The sequence below is a fragment of the Klebsiella pneumoniae complex sp. WS1778 genome, assembly GCF_049472055.1.
Classification (GTDB): domain Bacteria; phylum Pseudomonadota; class Gammaproteobacteria; order Enterobacterales; family Enterobacteriaceae; genus Klebsiella; species Klebsiella quasipneumoniae.
In genome coordinates this window covers 120,111-132,441 of record NZ_JBKGTJ010000003.1, presented here as the reverse complement: position 1 = coordinate 132,441, position 12,331 = coordinate 120,111, and the positions used below count along the sequence as shown (strand labels likewise).

The following is a 12,331-nucleotide window of genomic DNA, read 5'->3' as shown; positions in this document are numbered from 1 at the left end:
ATTATCCGCAGAATAAACCAGCGAATGGGTGTCCTTTTTTATTTCCTGCCCTTGAGTCCGGAAAATGTAAGCCCATCGCAAATTAACCATCTTTTAATATTCGTTAGGTGACTGCTAAATTATTAACCCGCGATTAAAAGGCAAACCATGCGCATATCGGACGTCACAAAAACACGACTCAGTATAGTCAGCTCCCACTCGCCAGACACTATGCATAAACACAATATAAACACATTTTTTAAAGCCTTAGTTGGGCAATCGCCTTAAGCTATGGGCGCTAATCCACACTTCTTACGATTCCCCACCCTCCGCGCGCGTCCATGGCGACAAGGAGTGATTCAGATCACATCTTCACGCCGACACACCTGACATGCTTTATTTCATTATTCTGCTTAACAACGCCAGAATTACCATTTAATGATATTTTTAGCACCTGTTTGGAGATAACTGGACAATGGCTGATATTTCAATTCGACAACAATCGCCTACCGCGTTTTATATAAAAGTTGACCCGACAGATAATGTGGCGATTATTGTCAACGATCGGGGATTAACCGCCGGAACGCGTTTCCCGGACGGCCTGACGCTCATCGAGCACATTCCACAGGGTCATAAAGTCGCCCTGGTGGATATCCCAGCCCACGGTGAAATTATCCGTTACGGAGAAGTCATTGGCTTGGCAATGCGCGACATCCCCAAAGGAAGCTGGATTGACGAGTCGTTAGTGGCGTTGCCCACCGCACCGCCGTTGAACACCCTGCCGCTGGCCACCAAAGTGCCGGCCCCGCTGCCGCCGCTGGAAGGCTATACCTTCGAAGGCTACCGCAATGCCGACGGCAGCGTGGGCACCAAAAATCTGCTGGGTATCACCACCAGCGTGCACTGCGTTGCGGGCGTGGTCGATTACGTGGTGAAACTCATTGAACGCGACCTGCTGCCGAAATATCCCAACGTCGACGGCGTGGTGGGTCTGAATCACCTCTATGGCTGCGGCGTAGCGATTAATGCGCCAGCGGCGGTGGTGCCGATACGCACCATCCACAATATCGCCCTTAACCCGAACTTCGGCGGCGAAGTGATGGTCATTGGCCTTGGCTGTGAAAAGCTGCAGCCCGAGCGGCTGCTGCAGGGGACGGAAGATGTCAAAAGTATCCCGGTGGACAGCGCCAGTATCGTCAGCCTGCAGGATGAAAAGCACGTGGGCTTTAAATCGATGGTCGATGACATTCTGCAGGTCGCCGAGCGCCATCTGGCGAAACTCAACCAGCGTCAGCGGGAAACCTGCCCGGCTTCTGAACTGGTGGTGGGTATGCAGTGCGGCGGCAGCGACGCTTTCTCCGGCGTGACCGCCAACCCGGCGGTGGGTTACGCTTCCGATCTGCTGGTGCGCTGCGGCGCGACGGTGATGTTCTCAGAGGTGACCGAAGTCCGCGACGCTATCCATCTGCTGACGCCGCGGGCGATCAACGAAGAGGTGGGTAAACGCCTGCTGGAAGAGATGGCCTGGTACGATAACTATCTCGATATGGGCAAAACCGACCGCAGCGCCAACCCCTCACCCGGTAACAAGAAAGGCGGCCTGGCCAACGTGGTGGAAAAAGCGCTGGGGTCGATTGCCAAATCAGGAAAAAGCGCCATCGTTGAGGTGCTTTCCCCCGGGCAGCGCCCGACCAAACGTGGCCTGATTTACGCCGCCACCCCCGCCAGCGATTTTGTCTGCGGCACCCAGCAGGTGGCCTCTGGCATCACGGTGCAGGTGTTCACCACCGGCCGCGGCACGCCTTACGGACTGATGGCGGTACCGGTGATAAAAATGGCGACTCGCACCGAGCTGGCTAACCGCTGGTATGACTTAATGGACATTAACGCGGGCACCATCGCCACCGGCGAAGAGACGATTGAGGAGGTGGGGCTGAAGCTGTTCGAATTTATTCTCGACGTCGCCAGCGGACGCAAGAAAACCTTCTCCGATCAATGGGGTCTGCATAACCAGCTGGCGGTGTTTAACCCGGCGCCGGTGACCTGATCGAGAGCGTAAGGCTTTAACCTTTTTAGCCAGGATTTATCCAGGCTGTTTGGTTAGGGGGGCCGTGCGGCAAGGAAGGCGGGGCTGCACTTTTCATCCAACATTTCTTCCGACATTTCTTCCGACATGTCGGATGACGCTCAAGCCGCCCTCCACTATCTGAAGGGCTGCTTGCCAGACTTCAATTGGGTCTACAGGATCACTCCCCCTGCTGCTCCAGGGCATACTTATACAACGCATTTTTCTTCACGCCGTGGATTTCCGCGGCCAGCGCGGCGGCTTTCTTCAGCGGCAGTTCCGCCTGCAGCAGCGCCAGAGTCCGCAGCGCGGCTGCCGGCAGCGCCTCTTCCTGCGCCTTAAAACCTTCGACGATCAGCACCATCTCGCCTTTGCGACGGTTTTCGTCTTCCTTGACCCACGCCACCAGCTCGCCAATCGGCGCGCCGTGGATCGATTCCCAGGTTTTGGTCAGCTCGCGGGCCAGCACCACATAGCGAGATTCTCCCAGTACCGCGCAGATATCTTCCAGACTCTCCACCAGCCGGTGGGTCGACTCATAGAAGATAAGGGTGCGCGGCTCTTCTTCCAGCGCTTTAAGGGTATCGCGACGGCCTTTCGATTTCGCCGGCAGGAAGCCTTCATAACAGAAACGGTCGGAAGGCAGGCCAGCGGCGCTCAGGGCGGCGATAGCCGCACAAGGACCCGGCAGCGGCACGACGCGGATATTGGCTTCGCGGCAGGTACGCACCAGATGATAGCCTGGGTCGTTAATCAGCGGCGTGCCCGCATCGGAGACCAGCGCGATGTTTTGCCCTTCTTTCAGTTTAGCGAGAAGTGTTTCCGCCTTTTGCTGCTCGTTATGGTCGTGAAGCGCAAATAAACGGGCGTTAATCGCAAAATGTTGCAGCAGCAAACCGGTGTGGCGGGTATCCTCCGCAGCAATTAAATCAACGGCTTGCAACACTTCCAGTGCGCGCTGCGTGATATCAGACAGATTTCCTATCGGAGTGGGCACAATATAGAGCTGCCCCTGAGAATTATCCGCTGATTCGTGTTGTTTCATTGTCTCGTCCGTATTGCCGATTTAATATTGAGCATTGAGCCAAAAAAATATCACTGGACACTTATGGTACCGTCAACATTTCTTCGTTCTAAGCCCGCGCGCTGTCTGCCCGTATTGCTGGCGACTCTTCTTTTTGCTGGCTGCGGCACCCACACGCAGGATCAAAGCACGGCGTTTATGCAGGGTACGTCGCAGGCCAACTCCAGTTTCTACTTGCAGCAGATGCAGCAAAGCACGAATGATAGCAAGACCAACTGGCAATTACTCGCCATTCGTGCACTGCTGCAGGAAGGAAAGCAGCAGCAGGCCATCGACCTGTTTAACCAGCTGCCGTCCAACCTGGACAGCACCCAGGCCCGTGAACAGTCACTGCTGGCAATAGAAGTAAAGCTGGCGCAGAACGACTATCAGGGGGCCCGTACTCTGCTGGCTAAGCTTGACCCGGCAAGCCTGGAGCAGCCTCAGCAGGCGCGCTACTGGCAGGCGCAAATCGATGCCAGCCAGGGCAAACCCTCGGTGACTCTGCTGCGCGCCTTAATCGCCCAGCAGTCGCTGCTGAGCGATGCCAAACAGCGCCAGCAAAATATTGACGCGACCTGGCAAGCGCTGACTGCGATGACCCAGGATCAGGCCAATGCGCTGGTGATCAATGCCGATGAAAACACCCTCCAGGGCTGGCTGGATCTGCAGCGGATGTGGTTTGACAACCGCAACGATCCCACACTGCTGAAAGCCGGCGTCAAAGACTGGCAGACGCGCTACCCGCAAAACCCTGGCGCCAAAATGCTGCCAACGGCGCTGGTGAACATGCAAAACTATAAGCCCGCCTCCATCAACAAGATTGCGCTTTTCCTGCCGCTGAACGGCCAGGCCTCGATCTTCGGCCGCACCATCCAGCAGGGCTTCGAAGCCGCCAAAAACGGCGCGCCGTCGGTGACGGGCAGCGCGGTTCCCGCTCAGGTCGCTCAGGCGGCGAACACGTCCGGTAACGATGACGTGGTAAGCCCGTCGCAGGCGGAAATTAGCGATCTGACGGCTGCCGGAAGTCGCGCTGAACCGGTGCAGGCCCCGGCGCAAACTCAGGCAACGCCAGCGGCGGAGCCGGCGGCTCAGGCGCCGGAAGCGACCACCACGCCGCAGACCACCGCGTCCCCGGTCACCCAGCCGGTCACCGCCCCGGCCGCACAGCCGCAGCCAGTGGTCGCCACCGCCGCCAATCCCTCTGCGGAACTGAAAATTTACGATACCACCAGCCAGCCGATCGGCCAGCTCCTTGCCCAGGCTCAGCAGGACGGCGCCACCCTGGTCGTCGGGCCGCTGCTAAAAGAGAATGTCGAAGATGTTCTCAAGAGCAATACGCCGCTCAACGTGCTGGCGCTCAACCAGCCGGAGAAGGTCGAAGGCCGCGCTAATATCTGCTATTTCGCGCTGTCACCGGAAGACGAAGCGCGTGACGCCGCCCGACACATCCATCAACAGGGCAAACAGACGCCGTTGTTGCTGGTTCCGCGCGGCGCGCTGGGCGATCGTGTGGTCAACGCGTTTGCCGACGAGTGGCTGAAGCTGGGCGGCGCCAGCGTCCTGCAGCAGCGTTTTGGCTCCACGGCGGAGCTGCGCGCCGGCGTTAACGGCGGAGGGGGCATTGCGCTGAGCGGCACCCCGGTCTCCACCCTGCCATCAGCGCAGAACAGCGTCCTCGGCACGGCGGATGAAATGCCGGTTAGCAGCGGCGGCAGCGTCGACGCGGCCTATATCCTCGCCACCCCGGAACAGATTGGCTATATCAAACCCATGATCGCGATGCGCAACGGCAGCCAGAGCAATGTCACCCTGTACGCCAGCTCGCGCAGCGCACAGGGCACCGCAGGTCCGGATTTCCGTCTGGAGATGGAAGGCCTGCAGTATAGCGAAATCCCGATGCTGGCTGGCAGCAACCCGGCGTTGATGCAGCAGGCGCTGTCTGCGGTGCGCAATGACTACTCGCTGGTGCGTCTGTATGCGATGGGCGCTGACGCCTGGTCGCTGGCAAACCACTTCACGCAAATGCGCCAGACGCCGGGCTTCGAGCTGAACGGGAATACCGGCGATCTGACGGCGACTCAGGACTGCGTGATTACCAGGAAACTGTCATGGCTCAAATACCAGCAGGGACAAATCGTCCCGGCCAGCTAAGCAAACAGACCGGCGATGCATGGGAAAACCGTGCTCGCCGCTGGCTGGAAAGCCAGGGCCTGCGTTTTATTGCCGCCAATGCTCGCGAGCGTGGCGGCGAAATTGACCTCATTATGCGCGACGGCGCCGTCACCGTCTTTGTCGAGGTGCGCTATCGCCGCAGCGCTCTGTACGGTGACGCGGCGGCCAGCGTCACCCCGCAAAAACAGCAACGCCTGCTTAAAGCCGCCCGTTTGTGGCTCTGCCGACAGAATGGGAGCTTTGAGACTGTGGATTGCCGTTTCGATGTGGTAGCCTTCACCGGAAACGACATCCAATGGCTAAAAAACGCCTTTGGCGAATAGCGTAATACCAGAAGTAAGGGATCCCGTGCTCGACAGAATCAAAGCCTGCTTTACCGAAAGCATTCAAACCCAAATTGCCGCAGCAGAAGCACTCCCGGACGCCATCTCCCGGGCGGCGATGACGCTCGTGCAGTCCCTGCTCAACGGCAACAAAATCCTCTGTTGTGGTAATGGCACTTCCGCCGCCAACGCACAGCATTTTGCTGCCAGCATGATTAATCGTTTTGAAACGGAACGCCCTGGTTTACCCGCCATTGCACTAAACACCGATAATGTGGTCTTAACTGCCATCGCTAACGATCGCCTGCATGACGAGATTTACGCCAAGCAGGTGCGCGCCCTGGGACACGCTGGCGATGTGCTGCTGGCAATCTCCACGCGCGGTAACAGTCGGGACATCGTCAAGGCGGTGGAAGCCGCCGTGACCCGCGACATGACCATCGTCGCGTTAACCGGCTATGACGGCGGTGAGCTGGCGGGCCTGTTAGGTCAGCAGGATGTCGAAATCCGCATCCCCTCACACCGCAGCGCGCGTATCCAGGAGATGCATATGCTGACCGTCAACTGTCTGTGCGATTTGATAGATAACACTCTTTTTCCACACCAGGACGATTAAGGAGAACACATGAAGGCTCTCTCGCCCCTCGCCATCCTGCTTTCAGCACTACTGCTGCAGGGCTGCGTTGCCGCCGCGGTAGTCGGAACGGCAGCAGTCGGCACTAAAGCCGCAACGGACCCGCGTACGGTGGGAACCCAGGTCGATGACAGCACCCTGGAACTGCGCGTTAATAGCGCCTTGTCGAAAGATGAACAGATTAAGAAACAGGCCCGCATCAACGTTACCGCTTATCAGGGCAAAGTCCTGCTGACCGGTCAGTCGCCGACGCCGGATCTCTCTGCCCGCGCCAAGCAAATCGCCATGGGTGTGGAAGGAACCACGGAAGTGTTTAACGAAGTGCGCCAGGGCCAGCCGATTGGTTTAGGCACCGCCTCTTCTGATACCTGGATTACCACCAAGGTGCGTTCGCAGCTGCTGAGCACCGATCAGGTCAAATCCTCGAACGTGAAGGTGACCACGGAAAACAGCGAAGTCTTCCTGATGGGACTGGTGACCGACCGTGAAGGCCGCGCGGCGGCGGATATCGCCAGCCGGGTGAGCGGTGTGTCCCGGGTGACCACCGCCTTTACCTACATTAAATAAAGCTGCAATTTCCCGGCTGGCGCTACGCTTAGCCGGGCCACCGCCCCCTGTCCGTTGTGTGCCGGGTAAGGCGTAGCCGCCGCCCGACACTCCATCCGGCTATCCGTACGTTTACGGCAAACTACACCAGCGCCAGCGCTCCAACAATCGCACCGCACAGCGCCACCAGCCCGCCAGTCAGCCACAGCGCTTTGGCCGGAAAGGCTTTGCGCAGCATAATCAACGATGGCACGCTCACTGCCGGCAACGTAATCAGCAGCGCCAGCGCCGGCGCAACGCCCATCCCCGCCAGCATCATCGTCTGGACAATCGGAATTTCCGCCGCGGTAGGGATCACAAACAGACAGCCGGCGATCGCCATCGCGATGACCCAGAACAAGGTATTATCCACCACGCCATCGGCGTGCGGGAACAGCCAGACGCGCGCCGCCCCCAGCACCAGTACCGCGAGGATATAAACCGGGATGGTGTTCCAGAACAACGTCCACAGCGCCCGCAGCCAGCGGCTAAAGAAGCCGCCCTGGGCCGCTTTCGCTTGCGCTTCAGGCACCACGGCAGGCTGCGTCGCCGCCTCTTTTACCCATTTCTGCACCAGCGTCGCGACAATCAACACCGTCGCCAGGCCCGCCACCAGGCGAACCAGCGCAAACTGCCAGCCCAGCACGAAGCCCATAAACACCAACGTCGCCGGGTTGAGCAGCGGGTTGCCCATCCAGAACGCCAGCGCCCCGCCCATCGACACCTGCTGTTTGCGCATCCCGGCCGCGACCGGCGCGGCGCAGCAGGTGCACATCATGCCTGGCAGCGAGAAAATCGTCCCGAGCAGCGTCCCCTGAAAACGCGATTGTCCCAGGGTGCGCAGCAGCCAGTCGCGCGGGATCAGCACCTGAATCAGCGACCCGAGCAGCACGCCGAGCACCGCCGCTTTCCAGACGGCAAGGAAGTAAACCACCGCGTAGTCCCACGCCGCCTTCAGCGGGTTAGCGTCGGCCTGGGCGAGAATGGATTTACCGATACTGTGGGTTTCCGCAGCGGTGAAGGCTTTCCCGTAGTATGGCTGCCATTTGACGAACCACAGGCCGACAATCACGACGAGAAAGAAAAGCGCGGGCTTCCACCATTGAAATGGTGACGCCGCCTGAGATGAAGACTGACCAGCCATAGCATTCCCCAGCAAGAAATGTGGATATGAATTGAAGCCGTGAATACTACGCCGGAAGCCTGCGTTTGCAAACCGCTATTCCGCCTGCCGCGCGGCACGCTCCCGCAGCTCGGACGATGAGAGAATTTGCACCCCTTCGTGAGTAGGCGACAGCGCCTCCGCCAGCAGGGCAATCGCCACGTCGCGGGCCGCAATGGATTTCCAGTTCCCCGGTAAGAGTCGGAACAGCGGTTCGAGGAAGGTCTCATTGGCCCGCTTTTTTTCCCGCTCGCCTGAGAGCATTGACGGCCGGGCAATGGTCAGCCGCGGCCAATCCTGCTCGATCAGCGCCGCCTCCATTTCCCCCTTCACCCTATTGTAGAAAAACGGCGAGTGGGCGTTGGCGCCCATCGCGCTGACCACCAGCATATGTTGCGCACCCAGCCGTTTGCCGGTCAGCGCGGTATCAACCACCAGCGTGTAGTCAGCATGGACAAAGGCCTCTTTGCTCCCGGCCTCCCGGCGCGTCGTTCCCAGACAGCAGAAAACGATATCCACCGGGTCAACCACCTGCGCCAGGGCATCGGTCAACTGGGGATCGTGCGGATTAAACACCCCTTCCGCCGGCGCCAGTGGGCGACGCGTCGGGGCGGCGATGGCGCTGATGCTCGGCTCATTCTGCAGCAGCCGAAGTAAGTGACCGCCAACTAACCCGGTCGCGCCGGTCAATAATACCTGACTCATTGATTCTCCTTTACAGAATTCTCCGCCTTGCACTTTCGGGCTCATGTTCCAGGCTTAATACCTTACAAGGTAAGTATCCACCATCATCATGGAATTACCTCATTGACCATCCAGATAGCGGAGGAAACATGAGTAAAAAGATAGCCGTGCTCATTACCGACGACTTTGAAGATTCTGAATTTACCTCTCCCGCCGAGGCGTTTAAGCTCGCCGGGCATCAGGTCGTGACCATCGAAAAGCAGGCTGGCAAGACGGTGAAGGGTAAACAGGGAGAAGCAGAGGTCGCCATCGATCGGGCCATTGATGACGTCACACCGGGTGAATTTGATGCCTTGTTGCTGCCCGGGGGCTATTCCCCTGACCAGCTGCGCGGGGATGAACGCTTTGTCACCTTTACCCGCGATTTTGTCAACGGCGGGAAGCCGGTCTTCGCCATCTGCCACGGCCCGCAGCTGCTGATCAGCGCCGATGTGATCCGCGGGCGTAAGCTCACGGCGGTGAAGCCTATCGTGGTGGATGTGAAAAACGCCGGGGGCGAGTTTTACGACCAGGAGGTGGTGGTCGATAACGAACAGCTGGTCACCAGCAGAACGCCGGACGATCTGCCGGCCTTCAATCGCGAAGCGCTACGCCTGCTCGGCGCCGGCATCGCGCCGCCAGTGTAGCTTTTTCCCGAACCCCAGCGTGTTGTCGGTAAACTTGATTTCGTCCGGACGAATCTCCCAAACCGGCGCCGACAGCATGCGGGCCACCGGGAAGCGCTTGACGTAGCGCTGACGCATACGCGCCTCTTCGTCGCCGCGCAATCGGCGGATCTCGCCCTGGAACTGCACGCCGCGGATCAGGGCCACGGTTTTTGGCTGGCCGTTGACCGTGCCGGCCACCTTCGCCCGCTCGCCGGTCATCTGGCCGTGGCGGGTGTGCTCATCGCTGAGCAGATAAAAGGCCACGCTATCCGGGTCATAGACGTAAAAGGCGTTCGCACACCACAGCTCGTCGTCGCGGGAGACGCACCAGGTGACGACGTGCTGTTTACTCAGCCAGCGGCCAATGGCGGCAAGCGTATCCATCTTTCTTCTCCATTATGCTATGGTGCCTACACCTTACCATAGTGACTTTATAACCGTGTGCTGGTTTCTGTATCTCATTCGAACCGCGGATAATCGCCTCTATACCGGCATCACCACCGATGTGCCGCGCCGCTTTCGCCAGCATCAGGCAGGGAAAGGCGCGAAGGCGTTGCGCGGCAAAGGCGACCTGCAGCTGGCCTTTAGCCATGAAGTTGGTGAACACTCACTTGCTTTGCGGCTGGAATACCGCATTAAGCAGCTAACGAAGCGCGAAAAAGAGCGCCTCGTTGCCGGAGAGGATACCGTCGAAACCCTGCTGGCAAGGCTCAAAAACGATTAAAGTGGTCGCTGTATTCGACCTGTCCGTGGACACCTTCGAGGGCGTCATCCGCCAGGCGGTGCACCTGGAACGCCTCCGCGCTGTCCGGCCAGCGGCAGCGGAGATCGAAGCGCGCGGCCGGTTCAAAACCAAAACGACGGTATAACTCCGGGTCGCCCAGCGTCACCACCGCGGCATAGCCAAACTCATTCAGCGAATCCAGCCCTTCATAGACCAGCTGCCGGCCAATGCCCTGTCCACGGTAGCGTTCATCCACCGCCAGCGGCGCCAGGCCGACCCATTGTAGCTCTTCACCTTCCACCGCAACCGGGCTGAAGGCAACGTAGCCGATCACCTGGCCTTCATCATCCGTCGCCACTACCCCCAGCGTGATCAGTCCATCTTCACGCAGATCGTGCACCAGCTCCGCTTCGGCATCGCGGCCGAAGGTACGACGCAGCAGCGCGTCGATTCCCGGTGCATCAATCCCAATTTCCACTCGAATCAGCATGCCTCACCTACCGATGTCTGTTCAGGTTTCTGCGGGCTCTTCAGTCCAGCTTCGACAAAATCCGCCAGTTGCAGCAACATCACGCGCAGCGCTTTGGGCATCTGCTCGAGCTCAATGGCGTCCATCAAATTTTTTACATACAGCCCCAGCTCCGTATCGCCTTCAATAACCAGACGACGCTGGAAGAATAGCGTATCCGGATCCTGCTTGCGCGCGGCGATCATTAACAGATCGCTGGCGTCGGCGCTGAAGCTGACGTCGGCGTCCGCCTGCTGGCTGACCACCAGGCGACCATCGACTACCGAGGTATACCACAGCAGACCGATGTCACGCACATGAATACTTAACCAGCGCCCCTCGAGAAACTCCAGCTCTCCCTCCGCCAGCGCCTGGCGAAACTGCCAACTAAGCACCTGCTCCAGCACCTGGCGCTTGAGGGCAAAAGGCGCCAGCTTAACCGGCACGCTCATTAAAGACGGGCCAAAGTGGACCAGCCGGGAACGCAGTTTATCCAACACAAGCTTTACTCCATGAATGCAATTGTGCCGCTATTGTGCCATATCACATAAACAACATAGCGGCGTAAATCAACAAAAACGCGATGACGGCAGCCCGTTATTGGCGCCGCCAATACACTTTTAACTGCCTCAAATCAAAAATTGTCACCAGAAGGTTAACTAAAATCCCTGCTCGTTAACCATTCAGCGTCCCTGACGGGCCGCATTTTTCAGGAAAAATTATGGAGCTGCTCTGCCCAGCCGGTAACCTTCCGGCGCTTAAGGCGGCCATCGAAAACGGCGCCGATGCCGTCTATATCGGGCTGAAAGATGACACCAACGCCCGCCACTTTGCCGGCCTTAATTTCACCGAAAAGAAACTGCAGGAAGCCGTCAGCTTTGTGCATCAGCACCGTCGTAAGCTGCATATCGCCATCAACACCTTCGCCCACCCCGACGGCTACGCCCGCTGGCAGCGCGCGGTGGATATGGCGGCTCAGTTGGGCGCCGATGCGCTCATTCTGGCCGATATCGCCATGCTGGAGTACGCCGCGGAGCGCTATCCGCATATAGAACGCCATGTCTCGGTACAGGCTTCCGCCACCAATGAAGAGGCCATTCGCTTCTATCATCGCAACTTCGACGTGGCGCGCGTCGTACTGCCGCGGGTGTTATCTATTCACCAGGTGAAACAGTTGGCTCGCGCCACGCCGGTGCCGCTGGAAGTCTTTGCCTTCGGCAGCCTGTGCATCATGGCGGAAGGCCGCTGCTATCTCTCTTCCTACCTGACCGGCGAATCGCCCAACACCGTCGGCGCCTGCTCGCCTGCCCGCTTCGTGCGCTGGCAGCAAACCCCACAGGGGCTGGAATCGCGCCTCAATGAAGTGCTGATTGACCGCTATCAGGATGGGGAAAACGCCGGTTACCCGACGTTGTGTAAAGGCCGCTACCTGGTCGATGGCGAGCGCTATCACGCGCTGGAGGAACCCACCAGCCTCAATACCCTGGAACTGTTGCCGGAGTTGATGGCCGCCAATATCGCCTCAGTGAAAATCGAAGGCCGTCAGCGCAGCCCGGCCTACGTCACCCAGGTAGCGAAGGTCTGGCGCCAGGCGATCGATCGCTGCAAAGCCGATCCACAGAATTTCGTGCCGCAATCCGCATGGATGGAAACCCTTGGCTCCATGTCCGAAGGGACACAAACCACCCTTGGCGCCTACCACCGTAAATGGCAGTGAGAAAC

14 protein-coding genes are annotated in these 12,331 nt (G+C 58.9%); 8 read left to right on the top strand and 6 right to left on the bottom strand.

The features are described 5' to 3' along the window. Positions 1-454 precede the first annotated feature (454 nt). Positions 455-2,026 (top strand): galactarate dehydratase, encoded by a 1,572-nt coding sequence (garD, locus tag ACLEXF_RS15140; RefSeq protein ID WP_004206139.1) that lies wholly within the window; start codon positions 455-457, stop codon positions 2,024-2,026. A gap of 199 nt (positions 2,027-2,225) precedes the next feature. Here the strand turns inward: garD and rsmI are convergent, their stop codons facing one another. Further along, a complete protein-coding gene (gene rsmI, locus ACLEXF_RS15135) occupies positions 2,226-3,089 on the bottom strand; it encodes a 16S rRNA (cytidine(1402)-2'-O)-methyltransferase (RefSeq protein ID WP_004144878.1) in 864 nt (287 codons plus the stop codon). Positions 3,090-3,152: 63 nt separating this feature from the next. On the opposite strand from rsmI, the gene ACLEXF_RS15130 reads away from it, so the two are divergent. Genes ACLEXF_RS15130 through dolP form a run of 4 tightly spaced genes read left to right on the top strand, consistent with a single transcriptional unit; the run spans position 3,153 to position 6,806 of the window. Beyond that, positions 3,153-5,261 (top strand): penicillin-binding protein activator, encoded by a 2,109-nt coding sequence (locus ACLEXF_RS15130; protein ID WP_407259583.1) that lies wholly within the window; start codon positions 3,153-3,155, stop codon positions 5,259-5,261. Next, on the top strand, positions 5,219-5,605 hold the full coding sequence (locus ACLEXF_RS15125) for a YraN family protein (protein ID WP_004206155.1): 387 nt from the start codon (positions 5,219-5,221) through the stop codon (positions 5,603-5,605). The genes ACLEXF_RS15130 and ACLEXF_RS15125 overlap by 43 nt, the downstream gene beginning before the upstream one ends. 25 nt (positions 5,606-5,630) lie before the next feature. Continuing rightward, complete coding sequence (gene diaA, locus ACLEXF_RS15120) at positions 5,631-6,221, top strand: DnaA initiator-associating protein DiaA (protein ID WP_002918211.1); 591 nt, start codon at positions 5,631-5,633, stop codon at positions 6,219-6,221. 9 nt (positions 6,222-6,230) lie between these two features. After that, positions 6,231-6,806, top strand: coding sequence for a division/outer membrane stress-associated lipid-binding lipoprotein (gene dolP, locus ACLEXF_RS15115; RefSeq protein WP_002918214.1), 576 nt, complete (start codon positions 6,231-6,233; stop codon positions 6,804-6,806). Between the two features lie 121 nt (positions 6,807-6,927). On the opposite strand, the gene ACLEXF_RS15110 is transcribed toward dolP, so the two are convergent. Further along, positions 6,928-7,968 (bottom strand): permease, encoded by a 1,041-nt coding sequence (locus ACLEXF_RS15110; protein WP_004206156.1) that lies wholly within the window; start codon positions 7,966-7,968, stop codon positions 6,928-6,930. Between the two features lie 75 nt (positions 7,969-8,043). Beyond that, positions 8,044-8,691: an NAD(P)H-binding protein gene (locus ACLEXF_RS15105; RefSeq protein WP_017899894.1), complete on the bottom strand. Its 648-nt coding sequence runs from the start codon at positions 8,689-8,691 to the stop codon at positions 8,044-8,046. Between the two features lie 128 nt (positions 8,692-8,819). Between ACLEXF_RS15105 and ACLEXF_RS15100 the strand changes: the two genes are divergently transcribed. Next, on the top strand, positions 8,820-9,356 hold the full coding sequence (locus tag ACLEXF_RS15100; RefSeq protein WP_004206160.1) for a type 1 glutamine amidotransferase domain-containing protein: 537 nt from the start codon (positions 8,820-8,822) through the stop codon (positions 9,354-9,356). Here ACLEXF_RS15100 and ACLEXF_RS15095 read toward each other — a convergent pair. Next, positions 9,318-9,761: a YhbP family protein gene (locus ACLEXF_RS15095; protein ID WP_004206161.1), complete on the bottom strand. Its 444-nt coding sequence runs from the start codon at positions 9,759-9,761 to the stop codon at positions 9,318-9,320. The genes ACLEXF_RS15100 and ACLEXF_RS15095 overlap by 39 nt on opposite strands. Positions 9,762-9,810: 49 nt before the next feature. On the opposite strand from ACLEXF_RS15095, the gene ACLEXF_RS15090 reads away from it, so the two are divergent. After that, complete coding sequence (locus ACLEXF_RS15090) at positions 9,811-10,101, top strand: GIY-YIG nuclease family protein (protein WP_025999208.1); 291 nt, start codon at positions 9,811-9,813, stop codon at positions 10,099-10,101. Here ACLEXF_RS15090 and ACLEXF_RS15085 read toward each other — a convergent pair. Further along, the gene (locus ACLEXF_RS15085) at positions 10,088-10,591 is read right to left on the bottom strand and encodes a GNAT family N-acetyltransferase (protein WP_053809927.1); all 504 of its coding nucleotides are present in this window, start codon (positions 10,589-10,591) and stop codon (positions 10,088-10,090) included. The genes ACLEXF_RS15090 and ACLEXF_RS15085 overlap by 14 nt on opposite strands. Then, a complete protein-coding gene (ubiT, locus tag ACLEXF_RS15080; protein ID WP_002918231.1) occupies positions 10,585-11,109 on the bottom strand; it encodes a ubiquinone anaerobic biosynthesis accessory factor UbiT in 525 nt (174 codons plus the stop codon). The genes ACLEXF_RS15085 and ubiT overlap by 7 nt, the downstream gene beginning before the upstream one ends. A gap of 221 nt (positions 11,110-11,330) precedes the next feature. Here ubiT and ubiU point away from each other — a divergent pair, with 221 nt between their 5' ends. Further along, positions 11,331-12,326 carry a ubiquinone anaerobic biosynthesis protein UbiU gene (ubiU, locus tag ACLEXF_RS15075; RefSeq protein ID WP_004206164.1) on the top strand — a complete coding sequence of 332 codons (996 nt, stop codon included), beginning with the start codon at positions 11,331-11,333 and terminating at the stop codon, positions 12,324-12,326. The last annotated feature ends 5 nt before the right edge of the window (positions 12,327-12,331 follow it).